25 protein-coding genes are annotated in these 26,497 nt (G+C 35.5%); 3 read left to right on the forward strand and 22 right to left on the reverse strand.

Annotated features, from left to right (window positions below):
- Positions 1 to 101: 101 nt before the first annotated feature.
- The 19 genes from KAOT1_RS06910 to KAOT1_RS07000 all read right to left on the reverse strand — a co-directional run bounded on the left by KAOT1_RS06910 (position 102) and on the right by KAOT1_RS07000 (position 17,841).
- Positions 102 to 2,930 carry a hypothetical protein gene (locus tag KAOT1_RS06910; protein WP_007094039.1) on the reverse strand — a complete coding sequence of 943 codons (2,829 nt, stop codon included), beginning with the start codon at positions 2,928 to 2,930 and terminating at the stop codon, positions 102 to 104.
- Positions 2,924 to 6,010 (reverse strand): baseplate J/gp47 family protein, encoded by a 3,087-nt coding sequence (locus KAOT1_RS21940; protein ID WP_007094040.1) that lies wholly within the window; start codon positions 6,008 to 6,010, stop codon positions 2,924 to 2,926. The genes KAOT1_RS06910 and KAOT1_RS21940 overlap by 7 nt, the downstream gene beginning before the upstream one ends.
- 2 nt (positions 6,011 to 6,012) lie before the next feature.
- Positions 6,013 to 6,426, reverse strand: a complete 414-nt coding sequence (locus KAOT1_RS06920; RefSeq protein WP_007094041.1) for a GPW/gp25 family protein — start codon at positions 6,424 to 6,426, stop codon at positions 6,013 to 6,015.
- A gap of 2 nt (positions 6,427 to 6,428) precedes the next feature.
- Positions 6,429 to 6,719, reverse strand: a complete 291-nt coding sequence (locus tag KAOT1_RS06925; RefSeq protein ID WP_007094042.1) for a PAAR domain-containing protein — start codon at positions 6,717 to 6,719, stop codon at positions 6,429 to 6,431.
- A gap of 12 nt (positions 6,720 to 6,731) precedes the next feature.
- Positions 6,732 to 8,474, reverse strand: a complete 1,743-nt coding sequence (gene vgrG / locus KAOT1_RS06930; RefSeq protein ID WP_007094043.1) for a type VI secretion system tip protein VgrG — start codon at positions 8,472 to 8,474, stop codon at positions 6,732 to 6,734.
- A complete protein-coding gene (locus KAOT1_RS06935; protein WP_007094044.1) occupies positions 8,471 to 9,226 on the reverse strand; it encodes a CIS tube protein in 756 nt (251 codons plus the stop codon). Before KAOT1_RS06935 ends, vgrG begins: the two co-directional genes overlap by 4 nt.
- A 2-nt stretch (positions 9,227 to 9,228) precedes the next feature.
- Positions 9,229 to 9,384: a hypothetical protein gene (locus tag KAOT1_RS22810; protein WP_007094045.1), complete on the reverse strand. Its 156-nt coding sequence runs from the start codon at positions 9,382 to 9,384 to the stop codon at positions 9,229 to 9,231.
- Positions 9,384 to 9,863, reverse strand: a complete 480-nt coding sequence (locus KAOT1_RS06940; RefSeq protein ID WP_007094046.1) for a phage tail protein — start codon at positions 9,861 to 9,863, stop codon at positions 9,384 to 9,386. Before KAOT1_RS06940 ends, KAOT1_RS22810 begins: the two co-directional genes overlap by 1 nt.
- Before the next feature lie 5 nt (positions 9,864 to 9,868).
- Entirely contained in the window at positions 9,869 to 10,303 is a 435-nt protein-coding gene (locus KAOT1_RS06945) for a phage tail protein (protein WP_007094047.1), read from the reverse strand.
- A gap of 50 nt (positions 10,304 to 10,353) precedes the next feature.
- On the reverse strand, positions 10,354 to 12,438 hold the full coding sequence (locus KAOT1_RS06950) for a phage tail sheath C-terminal domain-containing protein (protein WP_007094048.1): 2,085 nt from the start codon (positions 12,436 to 12,438) through the stop codon (positions 10,354 to 10,356).
- 25 nt (positions 12,439 to 12,463) lie between these two features.
- Positions 12,464 to 13,015 (reverse strand): hypothetical protein, encoded by a 552-nt coding sequence (locus tag KAOT1_RS06955; protein ID WP_007094049.1) that lies wholly within the window; start codon positions 13,013 to 13,015, stop codon positions 12,464 to 12,466.
- Positions 13,008 to 13,574, reverse strand: a complete 567-nt coding sequence (locus KAOT1_RS06960; RefSeq protein WP_007094050.1) for a DUF4255 domain-containing protein — start codon at positions 13,572 to 13,574, stop codon at positions 13,008 to 13,010. Before KAOT1_RS06960 ends, KAOT1_RS06955 begins: the two co-directional genes overlap by 8 nt.
- Before the next feature lie 351 nt (positions 13,575 to 13,925).
- The gene (gene tmk, locus KAOT1_RS06970) at positions 13,926 to 14,546 is read right to left on the reverse strand and encodes a dTMP kinase (RefSeq protein ID WP_007094052.1); all 621 of its coding nucleotides are present in this window, start codon (positions 14,544 to 14,546) and stop codon (positions 13,926 to 13,928) included.
- Positions 14,547 to 14,638: 92 nt separating this feature from the next.
- Positions 14,639 to 14,836, reverse strand: a complete 198-nt coding sequence (locus KAOT1_RS06975; protein WP_007094053.1) for a hypothetical protein — start codon at positions 14,834 to 14,836, stop codon at positions 14,639 to 14,641.
- Between the two features lie 43 nt (positions 14,837 to 14,879).
- The gene (locus tag KAOT1_RS06980) at positions 14,880 to 15,065 is read right to left on the reverse strand and encodes a hypothetical protein (protein ID WP_007094054.1); all 186 of its coding nucleotides are present in this window, start codon (positions 15,063 to 15,065) and stop codon (positions 14,880 to 14,882) included.
- A gap of 201 nt (positions 15,066 to 15,266) precedes the next feature.
- Positions 15,267 to 15,947 (reverse strand): response regulator transcription factor, encoded by a 681-nt coding sequence (locus KAOT1_RS06985; RefSeq protein WP_007094055.1) that lies wholly within the window; start codon positions 15,945 to 15,947, stop codon positions 15,267 to 15,269.
- A gap of 11 nt (positions 15,948 to 15,958) precedes the next feature.
- Complete coding sequence (locus tag KAOT1_RS06990) at positions 15,959 to 16,753, reverse strand: sensor histidine kinase (protein WP_007094056.1); 795 nt, start codon at positions 16,751 to 16,753, stop codon at positions 15,959 to 15,961.
- 33 nt (positions 16,754 to 16,786) lie between these two features.
- The gene (locus tag KAOT1_RS06995; protein ID WP_007094057.1) at positions 16,787 to 17,440 is read right to left on the reverse strand and encodes a hypothetical protein; all 654 of its coding nucleotides are present in this window, start codon (positions 17,438 to 17,440) and stop codon (positions 16,787 to 16,789) included.
- Positions 17,441 to 17,472: 32 nt separating this feature from the next.
- Positions 17,473 to 17,841, reverse strand: a complete 369-nt coding sequence (locus KAOT1_RS07000) for a hypothetical protein (RefSeq protein ID WP_007094058.1) — start codon at positions 17,839 to 17,841, stop codon at positions 17,473 to 17,475.
- 234 nt (positions 17,842 to 18,075) lie between these two features.
- Here KAOT1_RS07000 and KAOT1_RS07005 point away from each other — a divergent pair, with 234 nt between their 5' ends.
- From KAOT1_RS07005 to KAOT1_RS07015, 3 genes are all read left to right on the forward strand, one after another.
- Positions 18,076 to 18,654, forward strand: coding sequence for a phage tail protein (locus KAOT1_RS07005; protein WP_007094059.1), 579 nt, complete (start codon positions 18,076 to 18,078; stop codon positions 18,652 to 18,654).
- A gap of 50 nt (positions 18,655 to 18,704) precedes the next feature.
- Complete coding sequence (locus tag KAOT1_RS07010; RefSeq protein ID WP_007094060.1) at positions 18,705 to 19,283, forward strand: phage tail protein; 579 nt, start codon at positions 18,705 to 18,707, stop codon at positions 19,281 to 19,283.
- An 82-nt stretch (positions 19,284 to 19,365) separates the two neighbouring features.
- Positions 19,366 to 20,337, forward strand: a complete 972-nt coding sequence (locus KAOT1_RS07015) for a T9SS type A sorting domain-containing protein (protein ID WP_007094061.1) — start codon at positions 19,366 to 19,368, stop codon at positions 20,335 to 20,337.
- Between the two features lie 511 nt (positions 20,338 to 20,848).
- Here KAOT1_RS07015 and KAOT1_RS07020 read toward each other — a convergent pair.
- The 3 genes from KAOT1_RS07020 to tilS all read right to left on the reverse strand — a co-directional run bounded on the left by KAOT1_RS07020 (position 20,849) and on the right by tilS (position 26,479).
- Positions 20,849 to 22,681, reverse strand: coding sequence for a DUF885 domain-containing protein (locus KAOT1_RS07020; protein ID WP_007094062.1), 1,833 nt, complete (start codon positions 22,679 to 22,681; stop codon positions 20,849 to 20,851).
- Between the two features lie 12 nt (positions 22,682 to 22,693).
- Positions 22,694 to 25,084, reverse strand: coding sequence for a protein-disulfide reductase DsbD family protein (locus tag KAOT1_RS07025; RefSeq protein WP_007094063.1), 2,391 nt, complete (start codon positions 25,082 to 25,084; stop codon positions 22,694 to 22,696).
- A gap of 84 nt (positions 25,085 to 25,168) precedes the next feature.
- Positions 25,169 to 26,479: a tRNA lysidine(34) synthetase TilS gene (tilS, locus tag KAOT1_RS07030; protein ID WP_007094064.1), complete on the reverse strand. Its 1,311-nt coding sequence runs from the start codon at positions 26,477 to 26,479 to the stop codon at positions 25,169 to 25,171.
- Positions 26,480 to 26,497: the final 18 nt, after the last annotated feature.

The following is a 26,497-nucleotide window of genomic DNA, read 5'->3' on the forward strand; positions in this document are numbered from 1 at the left end:
TTAGTCACTTTTTAAGACTTATTAGCCAATATTTAGCGTTATTTCTAATTTTTCATTTTTCTTTCCGTTTTTTTACTTCATCACTTTTTAGGTATTACTAATTAGAGTGAGCCAAGCGCACTTCTGTTTAGTATAATTCTGTTTTTATTTTCGCCATCGTCATCATTACAGTCGTGCAATGTTCCTGTTGCGTAAATGGTGTTCATTCTGTTAATTGCACAGAGTAATTCTTTAGTTATTTTGTGCGTTGCCATGTAACCATTTGCTTTGCTTTTTTTAGATTCTAAAAATTTTCGCCAAGCTTTTTGTATGTGTTTCATGTCGTAGGCTTCATCATCATCAATAATGGTGTATTTGATGCTGTCATTTTTTTCATTTACTACTTTATCTTCTTCACTTTCCGTAATTTCTTTTTCTTTTATACTGACTGCATCTACAGGTTCTGAAATGACCATATCTGAGATTCCGACATTGACTATTTCTTCTTTTTCTATTCGCGTCAATGCGCCATCAATGTGTCCTACCCAACAAATTCGTGGTTGAATGTGTGCTGGCAATTCTCTACGGATTAAATCTTCCATGAAAATGCGGAAATCAATGTTAGAGAATCGTGACGTATAGCCTGGAAATATGATTGTTACCTGATATGAGAATGGATCAATTTTTATACACGTATTACATCCATCATCAATACAAAGTGGCAAACAGTCGTTTAAATCGTCTATGTTTTGCGTGTGATATGGTAGTGTAAGAATGTTTTCTATCATGTAGAAACCTTCATCAAATAGTAAGTTGTTGATGTATTCAATTGCTTTTTTACGCGCTAATTCTGCTTTGTCTTTGGTAGCATAGTAATGATTGTACTGTCTACCTACTAAAACTCCTTCGTCATTTAGTAATGCTACGTAATACCGTTTTGATTTTGTTTCCGTTTGGCGTAATACAAAGTGCTCCTGATTGGTCGCCAGTTTTAAAACTTCTAGCAATTCATTGATTGCTTGTTGTTTAGATCGGAAGTCTTTTTGTGAAGATAGAAATACTTTGCTGTCGCTTTGTATTTTCCAGCGATATTCAAAGTGAACGCCTTCTGATACTGTTTCTCGTTTTAGCGTTTCTATACTGATGGCATCGTTAAATAAGTCACGTCGTGAATAATCATCTAAACCAGATAAGAGTGCAATTCGCTTTTGAAAACCTGATACATTGTTGGTGTTCCATTGTTTTGGTTTCCTGTAGTTGAATGCCAATCCGCGATCTGAACTTATTTTATCGTATTCTTTGATGAATTTGTTTTTGGTATTGATGATGTTTGCTTCTACACCGTCTTTATCTTTGCCAAATAGTTTGTACATCGTGTTGGTATAGTCTTCAAACACTTCCGCAAAACGTGCAATTAAATGATCTAAGAGTTCGTTTCTGCGTTCGTTAAAATCTTCTAGTTTGTCAATGATATTTTCTACATTGTCTTTGTAGTTTGGATAATCGTCAATGAGCGTTTCTATACCGCTAATGCCATCTACAGCTTTAAAGAAATAGGTTTGTTGTAAGTTTTCATCTGCCGATAAGAGTGTTTTGATGTGCTCTAAATGTGAAAAATAGGTGCTTAATACTTGATCGAAAAAGAGCAAGTAGCCTTGTAATTGTTTTGCTTTTACTTTGCGTTCGTCAGAAACGGTACTGGAAAGTCCGTATTTAGAAATTCCGTAGTTTTCTGGTAAGTGATGTTGTATGGTGTTGTATTTTATTTGACTGTACACACCTAAAGGCATTGGTAAATCGTCAAAGGTTTTTTCCTGACTTGCTTTGTCGGCAGCTTCTAATGCTTCCGTGTATTGCGCTACCATTTCTTTGTTTAAGCCAACTGGCAAGAAGCCTTTTTTATATTTAAACGTACTTTGATCGCACAAAACAGGCAAGTGATTTTCTTCTATACAAATTAACCAAGGATCACTTTTTGCGTTGATGTTTTGGTTGCAATCACAATCATCATCATTTTTTGGCGGACAGTTGTCAATACTGATATCTTCAATCAGTTTTACACCCTCAATTTTCATGATAATGTTCATAATGTCTGACAGACGTACTTGCTTGCGAAGCTCTGATTTTTGTAATGCTTCTGATGTTAAGAATCCGTTTTCTAAGATTGGACCTTCAAATATTTCATCTGACGTAAGTCCTAAATCTAACATTTCAGTTAACGAATTTGCTCGTACACTTGGCGATAGGTATTGCGATACTGCCCATTGAATAGTTGCATGTACTTTTTCTTCGTTGGCACCATTTTCTAGCTGAACTTCTGCACAGACACGAATGCATTGCTTTTTTATTTTTATAACCTCAACCAAGTCTTCACAGAGGTTTCTGTTTTCGTGATATTTGGTAAATATTTCTGCTATGATGTCTTCTTCAACGTAATCTTCATCGTCATCAAAATCAACTAAAATGGTGTATAATCCTTTTATGTTGAAGGTTTCCGTTCTGTATGGAGAATTTACAAATGGTTGAAAACTTACTTTTGGATGTTCTATATTACACTCTGCATGTAAAGGAAGTGCGTGAATGGCTAACCAACAGTTTTTGACACCTTTAATGTCTATGAATAGTTTTCTGTAATCGATTGCTGTTACAGGTCTGCACGTTAGTATATTTTTTGCCGATTTGAACTGTTCGTGCATCTTTTCGAAGTTTTTTTCTGGTGATGCTACCAAGTTTTCCATTGGCTGATCCATACGCAAACCTAAGTCCGTAATGGCATAGCACAACAATTCCATAATGGTAATTCCTGGATCGGTGATGTTGTAATCTGTCCAAATTTTTCGACTGAGTTGTTCAATGTATTGCTGTCCTGCGTCTCTTAGATATTGAAAATCCAGATCGTCTTGATGGCTTACATTGCTCGGTATGGTGATATGTTCATCTACGTTTAACATTGTGCTTCGGTTATGGCGTTTACAGTGTGTGCGTCTGGTATTACTGAGGTTAATATGCTTTTTTGATCGGTTGGAATGATTTCATCTTTTTCGGCTCCATCATGCAACATTTTGAAGTCTTTTATGTAATCTACATAGTCTAAATTTTCTATGTAGAAGATGACTTCACTAGCATATAATGCATTTCCAAACGGAATGGGTTGTTGTTTGTCAAATGCCCAAGGAGACAAGTATTGTGTAAGATCGTTTCGCAATTGTTTTTCGTAATAGTTGGCATCTAGTCCTTCATAGAATTTAGCATGTAACGAAATGGCAACAGGCTCGTACACAGGCGAAACTACTGTAGCTTCTACATGTAATGTGTTGAGTTCATTGATGTAGTTTTCAATGGCGTTTAGTTTGCTTTGACTGAGTCTTGGTTTGTAAATGTCGTATACATTTTGATCGATAATGTTTGGAATAGCAACCAATAATACTTCTCCTGGAGCTTTAAAACTTGTGCTTGTACTGTGATTTAGACATTTGATTTTATGTAAATAATTAAACTCCTGAAGCACGAGATGTTCATAATCCCACAGTGTTATGGCTCTGTTTTTATGACGTAATCGTTCGCTAACTCGTCTGTAAAAATCCAAGTCACTTTCTTTTGGTAAACCATCAAAAGAAGCATATGGTTGCGTTACTTTTTTTACGGTTGCCAAACGTTCTTCGAGTTTGGAAATGGTTTCTGCGGGCATTCCTTTTTCAAGATGTTCTAAGGTATTGTCATTGTTTAAAAAACTGACTTCTACAGCTTGCGCGTGAATGTTTGTGAACTTAGAAACCGTATCGTATGTTTTGGAGATTGTAGCTCGAATCCATAGATATTCTTCTGCAAAAATTGTGTTGTTTCCAAATTGCTTTGGAACCGTAAAGGCTACCAATCCTGCTTTTAAAAAGTTGTCGGTTTGGTCTTTGAGTAAATATGTTGGTTTTAGGTTTATCCAAGTGTTGTTATGTAAATATTGCCATGTTACAACCGCTTTGTCGTTCGGATCAATTGCATCAGGGTTTTCAGAACCTTCTTCTATTTGACATAGGAATTGTATGTTTTGATCGGCAATTGCATTTTCAAATCCGATATATAATTGCCCGCCATTTTGTGGTGCTGGCATTAGTGTTAAATTTGATGCAGATACTTCTTGTATTCCAAAAGGTAATTCGTGATACAATCCTACATGCTGAATGCTGTTTCGTATCGTTTCTATCGTTGTGACTTTTACACTTAAGTTTTCAGCAAATGGTGTGTATGCGTTGTTTGGCAATGCCAATTCGTTTAGTGCGTGGTACGTATATAGTTTCGCGAAAGCACTGTGCAAGAAATCATTTTCTAAAGCTAATTGAATAAAATGATCGTCCGTTTCTTTTGGAATGTACGTTACGTTTGGCGGCAAAAAGTTTTTGAATGTTGCTGCTGACACTCCAGAAAACATTTGCTGACTTTTTAATGCTTGTAAATCTTCTTCGCTTAGTGTTTCAGCTTCTTCACCGTCTAAACCTGCGGCAGAATGGTCTACACCTAATTCTTCCGCTTGTGCTTCGTCTACTTCGTAGCTATCGGCATCATCGTCTGTTAAGCCGCCAATATTTTTGATTTCTTCAATGTAACTTGCTGTTACACGAAAACGATTACTGCCATTTGCATTGCTTACTAATGCTGTTTTAGTTCCCGATCCTTCGTATAATGATTTGAACGTATTGGGCGGTTTGATGTTTAAATATTGCTTGATGTAATGCTGGTAATGTTCTTTGAAATTTTCTGGATAGTCTTTCCAGTTTAATGAAACTTGAACCTCCTTGATATTTTTTCCAATCCACTCATCCGAAGATATTTTCAACTTTGCCTGTTTTTTGGCTTGCGGACCGAATGGATAAAATGGATTTTCCGTTTTTACTTTTCCTAGGTCATTTTTTACCGTAAGATTATTTTTATATTCTCCCGTTGTCGTAATATTTACGTAAGCTAATTCCGCTGTAGCGATTTTTAAATAGAGATTATATGTCTCTACAGATTTGTCTTCAGGAGTAAATAAAACGCGTAGTATAGGATGTGTAGTATTGTATTTTCCTTCGTGAATTGCAGCATCGTAGTTTGTTATTTTTTCATCTTCTTCGCTCAATTGCAGCTTTATTGTTAATGTTTTTTCTGCGGTACTTGCTACTTTGACCGCTGATGTTGGAAGCGAAACCCATCCTTTTTCACCTGTATGCTCAATGGTAAGGATTGATAGTAAATCTTCTTCACTGGTTAGTAATGCAAATTCAGCATGAATAGTGATGATTCTTCGTCCTTCTGTAAGCAATAGTGATGGTGCTGTGAGTGAGAAACCTTTTTTGGCAAGATTGCGTTGAGTATTGCCAAAAGGCAACCATGATGTTGCTCCATTTTCGGCTTCAGCTCCTTCTCCGTCTGCGGAATTTGCAATGGAAGATGCATACCAATTTGAAGCGCCTGATTGTGCATACGTATTGCGCAAGGCTGAAACTTTAGCTTTGTTGATTACTACTTCTTCTTCTAGTTGATAGTGAATTGCTTTCCCTTCACTGTCTTTTCCAGCTTTTACACGTGTGTCTTCTTCTAAAAATTGTTCGTTTGCTGTTTTTGCCAGTTCAAAAATTACGTATGCATGATCTGCTTTTTCATCTTTTTTGTTGAGTTGTAATACTTCTTTGTAATAAAAATCAAGATGGCGTTTGGTGATATTGTTAAATCGTTCTTTGCTGAGATTTAGTAGTTTTAAGAACGCTATAAATAATGCCAATTGTGGCGTAATGTCTCCTTCTGCGTAGTTTTCAATGACTTCTTTTATTTCTGCGGAAGCATTGTGAAACGGTTCCCAAGTTCCATTGGTAAATTTGTAATTTTTGTCGGTGAATAATTGTACATGCTTTGAAAATTCTTCTGCAAAGTTCATCCAATCCTTTACTTCAAATCCCATGAGTTTTACATTCTCAGGATCGAGCAAAGCACGGTAACGCTCTTGCTGTGTGGTGCCTTCGCGTAACTTTATTAATGTATTTTCTGTACAATCGTTTTGCATGATTATATGTCTGTTGCTTCAGTTATGTAATACGGGAATACTATGTTTCTTCTCGTGTTTGTTGCTCTGATGAGGTATTCAACTTTGATTAAAAATTTTCCTTCTAAGAAATTTTGTGTGTCAAGTGCTATTCTGATGACATCAATTCGCGGTTCATAGAAAACGATAGCTTCTTTGATCCGATTTTTCATAATTGTTGTTTGCGTCGCACTCAGGTTTTCAAATATTTGATCTGTGAGATCGCAACCAAATTTTGGACGCATTAACCGTTCTCCTTGTCTGGTTGTGACAATGGTTTGCAAACTTTTTTCAATATCTTCTATGTCTGATATGAGTTTTACTTCACCTCGTTTTTCAAGGAATGTTGGTGGAAAATCCCAACCTTTTCCTAAGTATGTTGCTGATTTATAGTCCATTGTTATCCTCCTATTATTACTGTTGGTTCTCCTAATACAATGCTTCCGCCGTGTGCTGTAGAATCTCCCATTCTTGCGGCTGGCATTCCTTCTATCATCACTGTTCCTGAACCTGCTACAATACTGTCTGGCGGTCCTGTACATACACACATGTCACCTACTTTTGCGGCTGGCAATCCGCCAATGAGTACGGTTGGTGCTCCTGGTGGCAATATGGGTCCGCCAACATGTGGTACTGGACCTGTTGACATTGGACAAACATGCATGTCTGTGATTCTTGCTGCTGCTGGCATTGTGTGTGTATTTTAATTTATTTGAACTATTCCTCCTTTTATGGTTGTTGTGGCAGAACCTTCTACTGTTGCCGAAACACCTTCTGCTGTAAATTCTGCGGAAGCGATCGCTTCTATATTGATGGCTTCCATTTTAATATCGCCCGTTGCTGTCATGATGATGTCTTTTCCAGATTCTATCGTGATTCCATCAGCATTTAAAGTCAGTATATTGCTGTTTTCATCTTTTAGAGTAATGACACCTTCGTCATCGTCTATCGTGATGATTTTTTCTGTGGGTGTTTCTAGCGTGATACTTTTTAGTTCATCATTCATCGTGATTTTGATTTCACTTTTCGTCATAATGACTTTTTCAAAGTTGTCATCCGTATATTCTACAGGAGAAACATTTGTGTTGCTAAATAATGAACCTAATACGATGGCTTGGTTTGGATCGTCATTTAGAAATCCTACCAATACTTCATTCCCAATTTCTGGCAAGAAGTGTACACCAAATTCTTCACCTGCATGCATACTGAGTACGCGCGCCCAAACACCTTCTTCGTCAGGACTAATGATGGGCAATTTTACTTGTATTCTGTGTTCTTCTTTTGGATCGCCTTCTAAGGCAGAAACGACTCCAATTTGCAGTCCGCTGATGGCTGGTAACATTCCAGAAGCTGGTAATTGACTGACCTCGTAGGTTTCTGCGAACCACTCAGGATTTAATCCAAATTGAATGGTTGTCAGCCAGTTTCCGTTGGTTATGGTATGATGCACGCCACTTACAAATACGTCTCCATTGAAACGATCACTCATTCCTGAAAGTGTTATCATAGCGCCTGGCAATACGACTTCACTACCTTGTATTTTTACTGTTCCGCATATTTTAGCCAATTGTTGGTACAGACTTTTAGATTCTGCCCAAGTGGTTAGTATTTCATCAGGAATATCTCCTGTATGCGAAAGCGTCACACTGTTTCCTCCTGCCGCGCCTGCTAAAGTTGCTTCATCTAAGTTTCCAGCGGTATTGATGTTTTTGTTTGCCGCCGTTTTGGTAATGAGTTCCTGATTGGAATAGTTCCAAGCAGAAGCTTCAAAGGCTTCGTATTGGTTTCGTGTGTCAATTTCGGCATCAAAAGAGAATATGTTGTTTCCAAATTCTGCCGTGAGCACGCTTGGTGCAAATTCTGGCGCTTTGATGTTTATTTCTCCATCTTCTACAAAACACAACATGTTATTGATTTGCGCTCTGCATTGAATGAAATCCCAATCGGTTGCTTGGTATTGCACAATTTCATGATGTGTGTGCGATGTCGCTGTCATGGAACCTGATAATCCGTTATCACTTATAATTTCTCCTACGACATCACTTTCTGTTACTTCGTAAAAGATTTTATTTTTTCGCGCTTGCGTCATTTTAAATGCTTCATCTTTACATTCAATGATAAGATAGTTGGTGTTATTGTTTGCTTTGATGGCGTGTTTTGTGATGATGCCTTTAAAGAGTGTTTTTTCTTCAAAGTCATAACCACCTTTGATGTGAATTTTTTCTCCTGGCGCAAATGATGGTGCATTACTCGCTTCAAATTCTTGCTCAACACTGTCACCATCTACAATGACTACTGTTGCCGTTGGTATTCGATTGCAAGTACGTTCTACCGTGATGGTTTTTACACCATACGTAGCACTTACATCGTCTTCGGCGTCACCGATGAGTACTGTAAAGGTTACTAGACTTTGCTGTTCTGTCGATATGTCGCCGACTAAACTCATGCGCTTTGCGTTTTATTTATTGGTGGAAAAATTAATTCGGTTCCTGGCTCTAAGTTTCTAAAGTTGAGCAGGTTGTTTGCTCTTGCTACTTCGAGATAGTATTTTGAATCGCCATAAATTCTGTATGCCATTAGTGGCAGTGTATCACCTTCTTTTACTTGTCGTATGTGTGTTAAATCTGGTGATGATAGTTTTAATTCTGCTGCTCGTAATTTGTCTGCTTTGCTATCTTTACACGTAAGTGTGGCAACAGCGCGAATCGGATATCCTTTGGAATTGAATAGCTTGTAATCAATGTCTAGTTTTATTAGGAAACATTTAATATCTAACGAACCCCAAACGATATGTAGTTCAAATGGCATGTGCATATCTCCTTGAACTTCTACTAATTTTTTGAGTTCTTTAATTTCTTCGACAATATTACTTAGATCTTCTTCATCATCTTTAAACGGATTGAAGCCTGCAATGTCTTCTTTGATACTTGCTATGGTTTCTTCCTGATTTAAGCCTACAGTTTTAAAGATTCCTGTGGAATCAAATAGCAATTTGAAGGTCATGTCACCAGGTTTTACCTTGGCAAATTTTGGTTTTTTCCCTGCTGAGTTTGCTTCTTGATCTAAATTATAGTCAACGACGAATGTTTCTTTATAATTTTCAGGATTGACCGCTACTGTTATGGCATCACCAGAAGGATTTCCCTGTTTGTCAAGCTTCTGGATGACCATTTTTTCTAATTCTCCGAGTACAGACATGATTAGCGTTCTTTTTTGTTAGTCATCATTTTTGAAATAGTTGTCATTATTTCATTGGAAGTCCAATTGCTTCGCATTTCTTTTACCAATGAAACTTCTTCTTCCTTTTGAGCATTGATATTGACTTTGATACGTAAGTTTTTGATTTCTATTCCCATTATGTTGGAATTAAGTCTCCTATTGATAAAAGTTTGAAATAATCGTACTTGAGTTCTAAGGTTTCTATGAGTACACTTTGTGTTTCTGCATTGAATTCTCCTAATTCATATTTGATTGGATATGCGCCTACTACATTCCATGTTTTGATTGGAATATGATTTTCACTGAGTAATACAATGATGAGATTTAATCGTTTGAAAGAAAAGTTTTCATAAGCATCTTCGCACCATTTTGCCACTGATGAAGGCACACTTTTGAGTCCTCTTTTTAGCGTAAGCGTACTGAATTTTAGTCCTTTTGGTATTTCATGAACAAATCTATTTTCTCCGCCTTCTGCGTAGCTTTCTGTTTCAACAGTAACGCTTAAGCCTGATACAGACTGAAAACTGATGTCTACAGGATTTGGAAGCAGTCCGTTGAAGTAAACTACAAAGTGAAAACCAGAAACCGGATATTTAAAACTGTCAAAAAGCGCCATAAGGATTATCCTTCATTTAAGATTTGTAAACCTTCGTGTACTACCGTGATTGATTCTACAGCAACTTCACTAGCTTCGCCTTTTAGGTCAGTTGATTGAATTTTCATTGGCCACGCATTGAGTAGTTTCCAAACTACTACTGGCGCATGTTCTTCATCAAGTAGACTAATGGTAATATCGCGACGTTCTGCTTTGTTTAGTTTGTTGGATTTCATCCAATCGTAGAATTCGTTATCGCCTTTAAATACACCTCTTTTTAGAACGACATCTGTGTATTTTATCATTCCAGGCATGTTTATTTTGCTGTATTCTGGACTAGATCCTTCTCGGTATTCTAGTTTTTCGAATTCAACATCGAGTCCTGTAACTTCTTGAAAACCGATTTTAGTTCCTCCCCAATCTACTTGAAAATGAAACTTTGGTAATGGATATGCTGCCATAATTTTATATTTTTAAATGATTTATTTTGCTTTGTTTTTTTGAGAATTTTTTATGATTCTTGCATTTTGTGAGAGAACTTCAGTACGATGAATTCTGCTGGACGTACTACTGCCATTCCAATTTCTACATTCATGATTCCGTTAAGAATATCATCTGCGGTCATTGTTTGGTTGAGTCCAACTTTTACATAATATGCTTCGTCTGTGGTAGCTCCTGCTAATGCTCCAGCTTTCCATTGATTGGTTAAGAAGTTTTCAATCATCGATCGGATACGTACCCAAGTGTTCGCGTCGTTTGCTTCAAATACAAATTGGTCACTCGCTTTTTTCACTGATTCTTCTACCATATTGAAGAAGCGTCTTACTGAAATGTAGCGCCATTCATTGTCGTTTCCTGCCAAGGTTCTTGCGCCCCAAACCATGACACCTTTTCCTGTGAAAGAACGAATGGCATTGACTGATTTTCCTGCCTTTGTATCGACATTTAGTCTATCTTGAATGTCATTGGTAACTCTTACTGTAGGTTTTACTACATAGTTTAGACTTACATTTGCAGGTGCTTTCCAAACTCCTCTTGTACTGTCTACTCTTGCGTAAATTCCAGCAATGGCAGAACTTGGTGGCAATTCCATTGGAAGATTGTTGATTGCTGCTTTTATTTTGTTGTATGTTGCATTGTCGTCAGTTTCTAACGTACTTAGAGTTCTTCCGTGCATTGCGCCGTTGTTTGTGTCTTTGTCAATTTCTGTAGCAACTAGCGTGTTTAGTTCGTCAAATTTTGTTGCAACTCCATCAAATAGTGTGGTGTCTGTATCATCTGCTGGAGCTGGCGAAGTTGCCGTTGTCATTGCTCCAATAACTGCTACAATGTTTTTAGCTCCTGAGTCTATTGTACTTTCTATTTTTGCAGTATCTGCTTTAAGAATGTGTTTTTTTAGAGAGTTTGTCAGTTTTACTAATTCGTCATATTGCTTTTCAATGGTGTCAGTTGCATCAAATAAGTCTGTCAGTTCTTTTAGCTTGGCTTTTATCGCATCAATACTTGCAAGCGGAAGTTCTTCTTCTAGTGCTAATACTGTTGCATCAGTTTCAACTTTTGCTTTGTCTTTGAGTGCTATTAACGCCGCTATTTCTGTGAGTAATTCTTCTAAATCAACATGTAAATTTGCTGGTCTAGGACTGTCAAAGTTTTTTGTTCCACTAATATCAAAACCTTCGTCTGGCGCATTATCATTGTATAAATAGGTAACTACATCTGCAAGTTTACCTGCAAATCCTGTAGTGTTAAATGAACCTATTGTTGTGATTATATTGTCTAAAACTGTTACCGCATCAGTGTTTACTTTTGCTAAGTTTCCTTTGATTTTTTCGGCTGCATTTGCAGTTCCGAAGTTGTCAATATGATTGATAATGATTGCATCTGGATCAATTTTGTAATCAAGAATTGTTTCTAGATACGGATAGTATGCTGCTCCATATTTTGCAAAGTCTTTGCTTCCGTTGATTTCGTCGCGTAAGCTTTCTACATACGGATCTGGATCAGAAGATGGATCGCTTCCATGTGTGTCAATTATAGTAAAACGATCTTGTAGTTTGTTACATTGTGTTAATGCATCGTTGTATAAACCATAAAATGCTTTAGCATCAGAGTCTGCTCTGCTTACGTCAGGAAATACGATGAGTGTTGGTTCGTCTACTTTTGCAACTTCATCTAATCCAGCTTTTAATGCACTGGTATCTAGAATTGTTGTTAAAGAACCATCTCCATATTGTGCCACAGAAGTTATGTAGCATGGTCCACCACCATTTGCAAAGTATAGTTGCATTGCATAATACATGATAAACGGTTGCTTGCTTGTTGGTTGTGTTACTTCTATGGTTTGATCGCCATTGATATCGTCAGTAACCGTTACATTGATAGAAGTTTCTGGTTTTGCAGAACCAAAGTATGTTTCGTATTGCAACAGTGATGTAATACGTGTTGGAATCATGTGTAAATCTCCACTGATTTTTTTCGTAGCTTTCTCTGTATAACCTATGAATGCAGGGATCGCTGTTTCTACTTGTGCGACAGAAGGTGGAAATTTTACAATTTCCTCAATATAAACTCCTGGTGTTTTTAATGTACTAGGCATAATATTTATGATTTAAAGTGTTTTTTTATGTTTTATTTATTTCAAAAGTTAGCTCCGCTGGTGTAGCTATGTTTGCTGCTGTTATGTTGAGTTGTAAGATGGCATCTGGCTGAATTTTTTCATTGATCGTAGTTTTTGATGTGATAGTTCCTGTAAGGTCTGTGGAACTGTATACTACAAAGTCATTGAGTGGTAAGTTGTTCCAGTTGGTGTCGTTTCTGTATTTTTGATTGGCTATTGCGTAAAATTCTAAATCTAAATCAATTACTTCTGGTAGCCAGTTTGCGTAAGTAGGATCGGGCATTGTGGATGTGTAACCCACTATTTTTTTGTCTATTACTTCTTCACCATCAATTATCAATACATTGTCTACAGTTTCCGCAACAAATTCTTCTTGTTTTTTGTAGAGTACTACAAATCCTTCTGGCGTCATTTTTACAAGAAGCTTGTGTTTGTCAAAGAGCTTTTCAGTTGTTGCATTAGGGTAAATTTTCACATTACTTTCTGTTGCAAGTTCATCTGCATGAGTTAGCTTTATAATAGCTATTGGTGCATATATGTATTTGAATCTACTCATAGTGTTTGGACTCAGATCCTATGGTTGTAATTACTGGCGTTGGTTTGGCAATGTCTCTTTCTAATGCAGAAACTCTAGCTTTGTATAGTATGCTCGGTATTTGTTTTCCTCCCAACATTCCCCAAATGTTGTTGAGTTGTTCAAAACTCGGTGAACATAGTTCCATATTGAGTTCGATATCGTCTTCATCCGCCGTAAAGGCAAATTTTCGTTGATTTTGAAAGTATTTTATCGTTTTGTATATCACCGCCACAGCTTTGTCATATTGTAGCGTACAAGAGAATAATAAGTAATAGTTTAGGTGAATTTTTGGAAAACGTTTGTCTACTTTAAACACTCCAGCGTCTTCTATGAGTCGTTTGTTTGGAAAGTTTTTTAGCGTACTTTCTTCTTCTATTCTTACAATGGTTACTAATAGATTGTCACTGTCAATATTGTTTTCGTCAGATTGAATTTCTGCGACATTTTGAGCTCCCAACTTAACCGTAATTCCTTGTAAGGTATTGATGTAAGTTGCTAGTCCATCAGCATTTAGTTTATCGACAAATTTGTTAATCATATTTTTTTACTTGATTGCGCTGCTTTTGATTGTGAAACAAAGCTATCTATAGTAAATATGATTTTATAGAGTCTATTCTCTAATTTGATACAGGAAAAACACGGTTATTTTTTAGGGAGAAAATACTTTTATTTTTAGGGAAAACACGGTTATTGGGTTTTGGGTTTTGGGTTTTGGGTTTTGGGTTTTGGGTTTTGGGTTTTGGGTTTTGGGTTTTGGGTTTTGGGTTTTGGGTTTTGGGTTTTGGGTTTTGGGTTTTGGGTTTTGGGTTTTGGGTTTTGGGTTTTGGTAAAATGAAAAAATATCTTCGGTTGAAGATATTTTTTTTATTTGTAGTGTGTTGTTTGGAAGTTATAATTCTTGTTGGATAATGTTCCAGAGTGCTTCTGTGACATTTTCTGGAGTTTCATCGCCATTTACTTTGACAATATTTTCTTCGTGTTGTAGTTTTTTAAATGCTTGTAAGTATTGTGATTGTACTGCTTTGAGATTGTCTAGCGTTTCGTAGATTTCAACTGTTTCACGATTTGCATTGATACGTTTCATGGCAACTTCTGGAGAAACATCTACAAATATATTTACGGTAGGTTTTAGGATATCTGCCGCCATTTTGTTGGATTGAATGACCCAATCCATGTCCATATGTGCACCGTGATAGGCATACGAAGAAAAGTAGTAACGATCGGTGATTACGGTGTAACCTTCTGCAAGTTTTTTGAGAATTCCGTTGGTTTCATGAAGAATATGATCTAATCTGTCTGCGACAAATAAAGCTGCGATTACTTTTTCATCGGCTTTTTCTTGTCCGCCAAGAATGCTACGAATCATTTTTCCTATACGCATGTCTGTTGGCTCAAAAGTGAGATATACTTTGTGACCTTCGGCTTCTAAGCGTTTTGCAATGTTTTTTGCTTGTGTACTTTTTCCACTTCCGTCTATTCCTTCTATGGCAATGAATATATTTTTCTTCATGTATGTTGCTTCTTGCCGTCAAAAGTAAAAATAATATTCCTGATAATTAGAAAGCCTAGAAATTTAATTCTAGGCTCACAAATTATAGTTTTTTAGTTACCAATAGGCGATGGTAATGTAATATCAATTGGTTCTGGTGGTGTGCAATCAATATCTTTTTTTGAAAGAATACAAAATTTTATAGGTTTTGTCCAGCAATATGCTGAATCTGCTCCACCTTTTAATTCTTCAATGTTTTCAAATTTTACTAAGTTGATTTTATTTAATTTTAGTTTTTTATTTTTTTTCATACTATTAAGTTTTGTTATTTGTAATTTTTTAGGAAAGTGTAATTTAACTTACTTTACATTTTAATGAGTGACAGTTGTTACATGAAGACCATTGGCAAGTATCTTTAGCTTGTCCTGATGCTGCTGCTGCATGACCGTTTGCTCCTGCGCTAGCTGCGCCACCTTTGATGCTTGCTACTGCTTTTTTGTTAAGTTTTAAAGCGAATTTTTGGTTTACTTTTTTTTTCATAATTAAAAAATTATTTTGGTTCCTACTCTATTGTTAGTTGGTTTTTCGGATGCCACCGTTAATCACGTGATTCAATGATAGAGTTCAGCTAACAAGATTATGTTACCCAATATTTTTTAATTTATAATAAAAGTTGATTTTTGCGTACGCAGAGGTATTCTACGGAAGTGTAGAAATTATTGAGAGTGTACGAAAGTTTTTTTAGAAATCTGGAGAGAGTTCTATGAGTTTTTTCTGGATTCCGTAAATGACCAAACCGGCAACATTTTTGGATTCTGTTTTTAGAAGTAAGTTGTTTCTGTGACCTTCTACCGTTCGTGGACTTATGAATAGTTTTTCGGCTATTTCATTGGTAGTGTATTGGTTACAAATGAGTTCTAATATTTCTTTTTCTCTTTTTGTGAGAAGATTGTTGTCTAAATCACTTTTGATACGTTTGCTTTTGGCAGACAGTAAGTTTTCATGAATGATTTTTAAAACGCGTTCGTCATAATAGAAACCTTTTGCATGCACTTCATTGATGGTATGCACTACAATTTTTGGCGATGTGTTTTTGAGCAAATAAGAGGAAGCTCCGACATCTATCATATTTGTAATGAACGATTTACCGTCGTAACTCGTTACAGCGATAACTTTGATTTCAGGGTATTCTTTTTGAAGTATTTTGGTACTTTCTACACCATTGAGTAAGGGCATTTTTAGGTCCATAAGTACTACATCAGGTTTTTCTTTGGAGTTTTTTAATTTGTCAAGTAAATCAGAACCATTTTCTGCCTCAAAGACTATTTCAAAATTTTTAACACGCGTGAGTATAAATGACATTCCTGCTCTAAAAAGCGCTTCGTCATCGGCAATAGCTATTTTTATCATTGGTGTTTCCATGGTGGTGTAATTTATATGGTAATTTCTACTTCAACTCCTTTTAATTTTTCACTACGAAAGACTATTTCTCCATTTAATAATGATACTCTACTTTCAATATTTCGTAATCCTAATCCTTTTTGAACGCCTATTTTGTTGGTATCAAACCCTAATCCGTCGTCTCGGTAATATAAGCATAAGTTTTCTTTTTCGGGTTTAAAATTTAATGCTATTTCTTTGGCTTTTCCGTGACGCATGGAATTGTTTATTAATTCTTGTACGATTCTGAAAACATGTAATTCGTCATTTTCTGATAATTTGCCTACTTTGTAATCAATTCTTGAAGAAACACTCACTTTTTTGCTGTTACTGAATTCGTCACATAATTCTTCTAAAGCTGCTCCTAAACCAAATTTTTCAAGAATTGGCGGCAATAAGTTATGTGCTATTTTTCGAGAACTTTCAATCGTTTTATTAGTGACTTTTAACATGTGATTGATAATTTCTTCTGTTTCTTGTGGAGTAACATTTTCTTCCTCCAACAAAAAATTTGCACTTAGCGAGACCACATTTAGTTTGGCACTAATGGCATCGTGTAAATCTTGCGCAATTCGGTTTCGTTCTGCTTCTTGTGCTACAATGGTAGCTTTGAGCATTTCTTTTTGATGGTTGAGCTCTAACGTTTTCTTTTCTAATTCTTTTTGAATGATTTTTTTTCGCGATAAATAGAAAAACAATATTAACGTCAGCGCCATCACTAACATTAATATTGCTCCTAGAATAACAATGGTTATTATTTTATTATCTCCTGAAAAAAGTTCGTTCATATATGTTTTTTAGTTTTTGACATAAAATTGTCATTATGTAGAAACTTCTTTGTCTTTTTTTCTAAAATTAAGAAACCATTCAGCCGAGATTAATAGTTGATATACCAAATATAGTATAACATTCATAAACCAAAGCAATGTTCTAAATTCAGTAGTAATATCGTTTACAATATTTCCTGAGCAAAAAATTAAAGTACTTGTTAGTATATATATAAAAATACCTGAATTAACATACATGAATTTTCTTTTTTCACTTAATGAATTATAAAATTGAATTACACTAAAAAATACAATTGGCAAAGAGGTTAAAACAATTTCTAGCAAATTAAATCTATATAATAATTCAGGTAAAATATAAGATTGTATTATTAATATAATGACTATAATTATCAAGACTGAAATAACTAACCATTTTTGAGTTTTATTTTTAAAAAGAGTGTAATAAAACAAACTCAAAATAATGAATTGAGTTGTCAAATAATAATGTGCTAAATGTAAATTATATACGCCTTCTTTCCATAGGTAATATGTAAAAAATTGAACTATAGACATCAAAAATAGATATCCTGTAAAAATCTTATAGGCTTTTTCATTTCTGAAAAAAACTATAAGAAATAAAATTGTATTAATACCTAATACAATTTTGCCAATATTTGAAACTATAATTTGATAGTCTGCAATGCCCATGTTTTTGTAAGACTAAATAATAAAAGTCTTAATTATTGAGGTCCATATAAAGGACTGGTTTTATCGCAAGTGTTAGGACAAGGATCTGAGAAATCATACAATCCTGTGTTTACAGTTCCATCACTATCGTCGCAACCTTCTTTTGCCGCTTTATAAATAATATCTTCTCCTGCTGCATTCACACCTACAATAATTAGATGCGGTTTGTTATCATCTGTAGTATCAACACCAATATAAGCTCTTACATTTGCTACATTTGGTTCTTTTATAACTTCTTGCAAATCTTCAAGTGGAATTAAAAATGCTTTTAAGTCTTTGTGATCGTCAAAAGTTCCATCTTGACCTCTCCAAGCTTTTGTCCAAGCTTCAGCTGTTTTTAAACAAATAGTGTTTACTGCCATAATAATTTAAGTTTTGTAGTTAGTATGGCTTAAAAATACTAAAATATCTGATTCTATTTTCTACAATTCTTACTTAAAAAAATATTTTACACATAGAATTACGTACTTCTACCTGTTTTTATTTTTGAGTGATTTGACCATTACAATAATGATAGAATACTTATATTTTTGAAAATGATAGTATTAAACAAAAAATGCTATCTTTATTCTTTTAACCTTATAAACTATATTATTATGGATCCATTTATCGGAGAAATTGTTATGTTCGGAGGAAATTTTGCACCAAGAGGTTGGGCATTTTGCCAAGGACAATTATTAGCTATCTCATCGCACTCAGCGTTGTTTTCTATTTTAGGGACAACTTACGGAGGTGATGGTAGAACCACATTTGCTTTACCTGATTTAAGAGGTAGAACTGCCATTCAACCAGGAACTGGTCCAGGTTTGTCAAACATTAAACTTGGGCAAAGAGGTGGTGCTGAGTACCACACACTTAATGTTCTAGAAATGCCAAACCACAGTCATACAGTTAATTTTACAGGTAATAATGTAAATGCGGCAGTAAGCTTACCAGCTTTTAATGATGAAGGTACTACTGACGAAGCTGAAGGAAATATCTTGGCAAGTGGTATTGATAAATTATACGCGGCTCCAAGTTCTGCCGATGCCAATTTAGCACCTTCTAATGCTGCACTTAGCGGTAGTGTTAATTCATTACCTACAGGAGGAAACCAATCTTTCTATATTAGAAATCCTTTTGAAGGAATCAACTTTATTATTGCAATGGTTGGTGTATATCCATCAAGAAGCTAAGTAATGGCTCTTATAAATCAAAATTAATTAATTAATTAAAAAAATATATTATGAATCCATTTTTAGCGCAAATCGTAATGTTTGCAGGAAACTTTGCTCCAAGAGGTTGGGCATTGTGCGAAGGACAATTATTGCCTATAAATCAAAACCAAGCATTATTTTCTCTTTTAGGGACAACTTATGGTGGTGACGGAAGAACTACATTTGCTTTACCTGATCTACGAGGAAGAAGTCCTATTCAACAAGGTCGAGGACCAGGACTCTCAGATATTAAATTAGGTCAAAGAGGCGGTCAAGAAACAAAAACTCTTACTCTAATGGAATTACCAAATCACTTTCATACGGTATCTTTTACAGGAAGTTCAGTAAATGCAGCAGTAAGTTTACCTGCCTTTAACGATGAAGGTACTACTGATGAAGCCGAAGGTAATATTTTAGCAAGTGGTATTGAAAATTTATATGCAGCTCCAAGTTCTGCAGATGCTAGCCTTGCTCCTTCTAGTTCTGCCTTAAGTGGTAGCGTTAACTCACTAGCAACAGGAAACGGACAATCTTTTAGCATTAGAAATCCATTTTTGGGTATTAATTATATCATTGCTTTACAAGGAACTTTCCCTTCAAGAAGCTAACTTTAAATTGCATTAAGATATTGTAAACAGTGTCTTAATGCGATTTTTTTTTGTAATTTGCACGAAAATAAACAAATTAATTATGACAAAAAAATTACTTATTATAGCTTTATTTACAGCCTTTTTCACTCAAATTTCTTACGGACAGTGGTCATTAGGAGATATTGCCTTTACAGGTTATCAAGGTGATAATGGTGGAAACCCTGATGGTTCACAAGACGAATTTACGTTTGTATTGCTACGTGATGTGACTGCTGGAGAACAGATTAGTTTTACTGAAAATGGTTGGTTAGCTGCTGGCGGATTCCGTACAGGAGAAAATACTTGTACACTAGAATTTACAATGCCTTTAACCTGTGGAACGCAAGTTTCGATTACGGCAGTTCCATTTGCTGCTATTGAAGATGGTAATGGAATGAGTGCTGGAACTCTAACTGGTAGTGGATTAAGTTTAGCAACCAGCGGAGATCAAATCTTTGCTTATGATCCTGCAAATACACCTAGTTCTACTGACGAATCTGGTTTTATTGCAGCTATTCAAATGAATGGTGGTTGGGATGCAGATGCTTCAAGTTCTACTACTTCTGCACAACCAGCTGTTTTTGCTTCAAACCCTGGAACATCTGTTGCTATTTCTCCTGAAGTAGATAATGCTGTGTATAACTGTACTGATTTAGAAGATGATGATGTAGCTGTTTTAAGAGCTACTATACATGATCCGGCTAATTGGAATACTAACAATACTACCCCGTTTGACCAACCTGCATGTGGTGAAATGTCTTGTACTACACTTTCAACAGATGTGTTTGATTTTACAGGTAGTGACTTTTCAATTTACCCGAATCCATCAAACGGAAAATTTACTATCAGAAATAGAGGAATTGCTATACAAGAAATAACCATTACTGATATCAATGGTCGTACTTTGGAGGTTATTGAAATGAGTGGATCTAGAAGTAGCCAAGATTTAAGCTTAAATTTAAAAACTGGAATCTACTTTGTTACCTTAACATCAGACGATGCTTCTACAACTAAGAAATTAATTATCAAGTAATTATTGATTTTATTATATGATTTAAAAGCGGATGCAAATTGTATCCGTTTTTTTTTATGTCTAATGTTTTCATTCTAATTATACGTTTAATGTAATGTTTGGCGCTCAGAGAACGATCTAAAGTATACTAAAGGAGTTCTGCTACAAAGAAGTTTCAAACCTTACGAAAACAAAGAGAATGGTTGTTGTTTTCATATTTTTTATAGTGAAGTGATTTAAACTTTTTTGATTTGCTAAAAAATTACTGTTTTTCAGCCCTGTTTTCGTCTTTTTTTCGTTCCGTAACACTGCTATGAAACTCAAAAAAGCCTTCAACAGTACTTAAAACTTCTAATTTTCGCTTAAACCCGAAAAGTTTAAATCACTTCAGTAGATACAAATTTTCAATTGAAACTTGAACAAATCTCACGGAAGTGATGAAAGAGGTGTTGGGGTTTTAGGTTTTAGGTTTTGGGTAAATAAAAAACGAGCACCATTCAGTACTCGTTTTATTATTTTTATGTGATATTGATTATTGCTTACTCGCAATCCACTCGTCTACTAAATCGCTCAAAACGTTTAGCGGAACAGCTCCGTTGCTTAATACAACTTCGTGAAATTCTCGAATGTCAAACTTCGCTCCTAGTTTTTCTTTGGCGTTTTTTCGGAGTTCAATGATTTTGTTCATTCCAACTTTGTAAGCCGTTGCCTGACTTGGCATTACAATATGACGTTCTACCATTTTGATGGCATCCGATTCCGCATTCGGCGTATTTGTCACATAGTAATTGATTCCTTCTTGTCGCGTCCATTTGCGAGAATGAATTCCCGTATCAACCACCAATCGGCAGGCACGCCATAATTCCATTGCCAAGCGTCCGAAGTCTGAATACGGATCGCTATAGAAGCCCATTTCTTTTGGAATGAATTCTGAGTACAATCCCCAACCTTCTACGTATGCCGTGTAACGACCAAATTTTCGAAACATTGGTACTTCTTTGAGTTCTTGTGCAATGGCAATTTGCATGTGATGCCCTGGAATACCTTCGTGATACGCCAACGCTTCCATTTGATAGTTTGGCATGGCTTCCATTCGGTACATGTTTGCATAGTATGTTCCTGGTCGCGAACCATCTAAAGCCGGTTGTTGGTAGAATGCTTTTCCAGCAGATTTTTCACGGAATGCTTCTACAGCTTTTACTTGAATGTCTGCTTTTGGTTTGGTGATGAATAGTTCATCTAAGCGTGATTTCATTGTGTTGATGATTTCCGTTGCTTTGTCCATATACGCTTTGCGCCCTTCATCAGTTGCAGGATAGTAAAATTGTTTGTCATTTTTCATGAAGACGAAGAATTCTTGTAAAGAACCTTTGAAACCAACCTGCGTTTTGATTTTTTTCATTTCAAATTGAATACGATCTACTTCGCGCAAACCAAGTTCGTGAATTTCATCAGCAGTCATATTCGTCGTTGTCGTTCTTGCTAAAGCGTTGTTATAGAATGCATCGCCATCAGGGAATTTCCAAGCGCCATCTTTGTCAGTAGCACGTTTTCGTTGTTCTTCTAGTAATAGAATTAGTGAACCAAATGCTGGACGAACCGATTTTAATAATGCTTCTTCTGCAAGTTTTTCCAGCTTTTTACGATCTTCATCGAGCAAATCGAGATTGGCAATTTTTGTAGTGAAATCTTCCCAAAGCGTACTGTTTTTAGCACTGTTGTCAAATGGTTTTCCTTTGATGATGTTTGCAGCATCGTTAATAACATGATCGAATACAAATTTTGGAGGCATGATTCCTGCTTTTTCACGCTCTTTTAGATTTGCTTCCACTTGTGTGAAAAGGTTGTTTAAACCATTTAAACGCGAAATGTATGCCTTTGCATCTTTTTTATCTTTGATTTGATGCATGTTTATGAGGAAAGCAGGAATTTCTGCTTGCATTCCATGCATTTGATTTAGTGGGTAATTGTACAATCGGTATTTGTAATCTTCAATATGATTGCTCATTTGTTGTTTGTACAATTTGTAACTCAACGCCGCAGAAGCGTCTAAAGCTGTTTCATCTACGTTTTCATTTAACCATTTTAAACGATCTTTTGCTATCTGAAGTCTTTCTTCTTCTGCCGCAGGCGAAATATCATCCCACTTGTCATAATCAGTTTTGTCGCCAATACGTGTTTGCATTTGTGGCGAATTTTTTAAGTCTTGCTTAAATTGTTCTTGAAACCAATTATTTAAACGTTTTGAATGTTCAGCAACTTCTGCTTCTGTATAATTTTTTGCAGTTTCTTTTTTATCGCCTTCACAAGCTATAAAAACTGCGACAAGCAAGAGTATGAATAAACTTTTCGTTATTTTTTTCATTTGGTATATTGGTTAGTTACTTTTTTCTTTGAAAGCTTTGATTCCATCGCTAAGCCACTTTTCGTATGCTATCGGATCTGGCGTGTACGCAACAGCTTCTGAAATATCGTTACCGTTTACGTCTTGAATTACATATAAAGGTTGTGCATTGGTGTTGTAATTTACTTGCTGGAATTCTTTCCACTTATCTCCTATGGTACGAATGCTATTTCCTGTAATTTTTGATTCGTATTGCTCAGCTTTTGGAAGCTTTTTTCTGTTGTCTGCATATAGTGAAATTAACACCACATCATTTTTTATCATGCTGAGAATGTTGCCTTCTGTCCAAACTTGTTCTTCCATTTTACGACAGTTGACGCATGTTTTCCCTGTAAAATCAATCATAACTGGTTTGTTCACTTTTTTAGCGTATTCCAATCCTTTTTCATAATCTAAGAAAGCAATAATACCATGTGGTCCTTCATGCGAAACTTCTTCTTCCAATATTGGCGCATCTTTGCTTACATCAGAATAGTTAACACTAGCCTGCGTTTTCTTTGTATATCCAACACCATAAGGCGATTCGCTATTTCCATTCATTGGTGGCGGAAAACCACTGATTAGTTTTAACGGTGCGCCCCACAATCCTGGCAACATGTATATGGTAAATGCTAAGGTTAACATTCCTAAACATGCTCTACCAACAGATATTTTTTGCAACGGACTGTCATGCGGCAACTGAATTTTCCCAAAGAGATACATTGCCAATGTTCCGAAGATTGCAACCCATATGGCTAAGAAAACTTCTCTGTCTAAAATATGCAAGTCTAAAACGATGTCTACCATCGATAAAAACTTAAATGCAAAGGCTAATTCTAAAAATCCTAGAACAACTTTTACGGTATTTAACCAACCTCCAGATTTTGGAAGTGAATTCATCCAACCTGGGAAAATGGCAAATAGTGCAAATGGAATTGCAATTGCAAACGAGAATCCTAACATACTAATAATTGGCGTGATTCCACCAATGGTTGCAGCTTCTAATAATGCCGTTCCTGCGATTGGAAATGTACATGAGAAAGAAACTACCGCCAAGGCCAATGCCATAAAGAAGATTCCTATAATTCCACCTCTATTGGATTGTTGATCTACTTTATTCATCCAAGAATTTGGCAGCATGATTTCAAATGCGCCCATAAATGAGAAAGCAAATATGAGCAGTACAAAAAACATGATTAAGTTAAAAGGTACGCCCGTAGAAAGATCATACATAAAATTAGATCCGAATAAGGCAGACATTGCTGTTCCTAATCCTGTGTAAATGATGATGATGAATAAACCATACAATAAGGCATTTCTAATTCCTTCGGCTCTGGTTTTACTTTGTTTTGTAAAGAAACTTACCGTCATGGGAATCATTGGAAATACACAAGGTGTCAATAATACTCCAAACCCAAGTCCGAAAGCTATAAAAAATGTTGCCCACAAACTTCTTTTTGGCTTTTTCTTTTCACTTTTTACTATTGCTTTTTCTAAATCAAATTTGATCGTTTTTACCGTTGGTGGCAAGCATTTTTCGTCATCACAAACCATGAATAATACTTCTGCTGTGATTTTCTTTGTAAGTGTATCTTTTACAATGATTTGCTGTCTAAATACTGCTTCTTTTTCGTAAAAGGAGATATTTTTTTGAAATACTTTATCAAATACTTCCTTGGTGTCTGATTCTGTTACTTTTCCGATGGCTTCGTAACCGATTCCTTCTTCCAAAAATGTAAATTCTGTTGGAAATGGTCCGTCGTCACCATAACTGCGTTGCGAGTACAAGTGCCATTTGTCTTCTATGGAAGCTGTCATGACCAATTCGTATTCTTCGTCTGAATATTGTATGACAGAACCTTTCCACTGTACAGGATCAAATACTTTAGGTTGTTCGTTTTGGAAAGCATTTTCAGCAACAGCTTCACGACCAGGAAGTTGAAAAGTGAATTTTTCATCGCCCAACACACATTTTTCATCATCACAGCTTTGATAAGTTACTTCTGAAGTAATTGTCGTCAAATTAGGATTGATGACTTTTACTTTTTGCGTAAATGTTGTTGTTCCAGTAAAATAAGTGAGTTCCGCCTGAAATACTTTATCAAATTTTGTAATTCCCTTGCTTTCTTTATTTTTTCCAACAAGTTTAAAATCGTTGATTTGTTGTACAGAATCGTACATGAATTCTGTTGGATATCCGCTATTTTCAGTCAAATACTGAGAATATAAGCGCCATTTTGTTTTAATTTCAGCTTTGTAAATTAGATTGAATTCTGTATCTGAAATTTTTTCAATTTCCGTCGTCCATTGTACAGGATCATCCATTTGTGCATGTACAGCAAAACTGGACAGGCATAATAGTAAGAGCGTGAATAATTTTTTCATCTGGTGTTAGTTGTTGTTTTCAATTGTCAGATGGAATTTGTCAATCTAAATGTTGTAGGGTTTCACAATTTTTCATGACGCATTTCATTGCAATGTTAGCTTAATAATAGTTTTAGTTAGTTTAGTTAATTTATATCGATTGTCGGAACGTTTTCCAATAATCCATATAATGTCGTTTTCGTTGCATAGCAACCATTGATTTTCTTTGTCTATCAATGAGTACTTTTCATCTTTAAAGTATTTGCTTACCTTTTTTTTTCCCTTCATCCCAACAGGATAAAAGTAGTCTCCGTTTTGCCATTTTCTTACGGTTAAGGGAAATTTTAACAAGTCTTTATCAATATATAAGACGTTTTTCCCTTTGTCAGTTATGCGTGTTACTTCTTCGATTTGCAACCGAATAGGTGTTTTTATGATAGATTCTGAATCTTGTATTAAAAACTCAGAAACTTCTTCTTTTTGATTGCGCTTTTGGATGAATAGTTGCGTTCTATCTTTAATCAATCGATATTTAGCAGAAAATACTTGTTTTCCACTTTGTGCGTTTAGCAAATCTTTTACATCTTGCCATTCATGGAAACCAAAATCGCGAAGCAACTCAAATAAATATGCTTTTGGAAATTTTTGTTGTTGAATTGCTTCAATTTCAATTGAATAATTCCCATCTGAAACTTCTGTGATAATTTCTGCTTGAAGCTTTTGAATAGCGTCTTTTATAATACTGTTACTTTCTTGCAAGTGTTGCTGTGTTGCCTGAAAGTTTTTCATAAACGTAGGATGCAATTCCTTTAATAACGGTACAATATCGTGTCGTATTTTATTCCGAACATATTTTGTAGAAGCATTACTGCTATCTTCTCGCCATAGCAAATTGTTATTTTTCGCATACGCTAGAATATCTACTTGTGTAAACGGCAATAATGGACGCACAATGTTTCCGTTTTGCTGAGGAATTCCTGTTAAACCATCGATTCCTGTGCCGCGTGACAGATTGATTAAGAACGTTTCCAACATATCATCTTGATGGTGCGCTGTTAAGATATAATCATATTGAAATTTGTCTGCAATCTCTTGAAACCACTCGTAGCGCAAGGCTCTTGCTGCCATTTGAATGGACAACTTTTGTTCGTTTGCATATGTTTCTGTATTAAATTTCTTTGTAAAAACTCCCGCTTTTAATGAATTACCTAATGTTTTTACAAAAACTTCATCTTCGTTACTTTCTTCGCCTCGCAATTGAAAATTACAGTGTGCAAAAGCTATTGAAAAATCTAGTTTGTATAGCAAATTTGCCAACACTACGCTGTCTAATCCGCCACTGATAGCGATCAATAGTTTTGACTGCTTTAAAAATGGTAAATTTTCAGCAATATGTTTTTCTACATTTCCTAGCAAACGAATAGATTAAACAGA

The organism is Kordia algicida OT-1 (assembly GCF_000154725.1).
In the GTDB taxonomy this organism is placed as follows: domain Bacteria; phylum Bacteroidota; class Bacteroidia; order Flavobacteriales; family Flavobacteriaceae; genus Kordia; species Kordia algicida.

Excerpts from the sequence above, each read along its gene's own strand:
- KAOT1_RS06935 (WP_007094044.1), bottom strand. The coding sequence starts at position 9,226 with ATGTCTGTACTCGGAGAATTAGAAAAAATGGTCATCCAGAAGCTTGAC.
- KAOT1_RS06995 (WP_007094057.1), bottom strand. The coding sequence starts at position 17,440 with ATGGGCATTGCAGACTATCAAATTATAGTTTCAAATATTGGCAAAATT.
- KAOT1_RS07025 (WP_007094063.1), bottom strand. The coding sequence starts at position 25,084 with ATGAAAAAATTATTCACGCTCTTACTATTATGCCTGTCCAGTTTTGCT.
- KAOT1_RS06980 (WP_007094054.1), bottom strand. The coding sequence starts at position 15,065 with ATGAAAAAAAAAGTAAACCAAAAATTCGCTTTAAAACTTAACAAAAAA.
- KAOT1_RS21940 (WP_007094040.1), bottom strand. The coding sequence starts at position 6,010 with ATGCAAAACGATTGTACAGAAAATACATTAATAAAGTTACGCGAAGGC.
- KAOT1_RS06910 (WP_007094039.1), bottom strand. The coding sequence starts at position 2,930 with ATGTTAAACGTAGATGAACATATCACCATACCGAGCAATGTAAGCCAT.
- KAOT1_RS07010 (WP_007094060.1), top strand. The coding sequence starts at position 18,705 with ATGAATCCATTTTTAGCGCAAATCGTAATGTTTGCAGGAAACTTTGCT.
- KAOT1_RS06945 (WP_007094047.1), bottom strand. The coding sequence starts at position 10,303 with ATGGCAGCATATCCATTACCAAAGTTTCATTTTCAAGTAGATTGGGGA.
- KAOT1_RS22810 (WP_007094045.1), bottom strand. The coding sequence starts at position 9,384 with ATGGGAATAGAAATCAAAAACTTACGTATCAAAGTCAATATCAATGCT.
- KAOT1_RS06950 (WP_007094048.1), bottom strand. The coding sequence starts at position 12,438 with ATGCCTAGTACATTAAAAACACCAGGAGTTTATATTGAGGAAATTGTA.
- KAOT1_RS07015 (WP_007094061.1), top strand. The coding sequence starts at position 19,366 with ATGACAAAAAAATTACTTATTATAGCTTTATTTACAGCCTTTTTCACT.
- KAOT1_RS06940 (WP_007094046.1), bottom strand. The coding sequence starts at position 9,863 with ATGGCGCTTTTTGACAGTTTTAAATATCCGGTTTCTGGTTTTCACTTT.
- KAOT1_RS06920 (WP_007094041.1), bottom strand. The coding sequence starts at position 6,426 with ATGGACTATAAATCAGCAACATACTTAGGAAAAGGTTGGGATTTTCCA.
- KAOT1_RS06985 (WP_007094055.1), bottom strand. The coding sequence starts at position 15,947 with ATGGAAACACCAATGATAAAAATAGCTATTGCCGATGACGAAGCGCTT.
- KAOT1_RS06975 (WP_007094053.1), bottom strand. The coding sequence starts at position 14,836 with ATGAAAAAAAATAAAAAACTAAAATTAAATAAAATCAACTTAGTAAAA.
- KAOT1_RS07005 (WP_007094059.1), top strand. The coding sequence starts at position 18,076 with ATGGATCCATTTATCGGAGAAATTGTTATGTTCGGAGGAAATTTTGCA.
- tmk (WP_007094052.1), bottom strand. The coding sequence starts at position 14,546 with ATGAAGAAAAATATATTCATTGCCATAGAAGGAATAGACGGAAGTGGA.
- KAOT1_RS07000 (WP_007094058.1), bottom strand. The coding sequence starts at position 17,841 with ATGGCAGTAAACACTATTTGTTTAAAAACAGCTGAAGCTTGGACAAAA.
- KAOT1_RS06955 (WP_007094049.1), bottom strand. The coding sequence starts at position 13,015 with ATGAGTAGATTCAAATACATATATGCACCAATAGCTATTATAAAGCTA.
- KAOT1_RS06990 (WP_007094056.1), bottom strand. The coding sequence starts at position 16,753 with ATGAACGAACTTTTTTCAGGAGATAATAAAATAATAACCATTGTTATT.
- KAOT1_RS06925 (WP_007094042.1), bottom strand. The coding sequence starts at position 6,719 with ATGCCAGCAGCAGCAAGAATCACAGACATGCATGTTTGTCCAATGTCA.
- vgrG (WP_007094043.1), bottom strand. The coding sequence starts at position 8,474 with ATGAGTTTAGTCGGCGACATATCGACAGAACAGCAAAGTCTAGTAACC.
- KAOT1_RS07020 (WP_007094062.1), bottom strand. The coding sequence starts at position 22,681 with ATGAAAAAAATAACGAAAAGTTTATTCATACTCTTGCTTGTCGCAGTT.
- KAOT1_RS06960 (WP_007094050.1), bottom strand. The coding sequence starts at position 13,574 with ATGATTAACAAATTTGTCGATAAACTAAATGCTGATGGACTAGCAACT.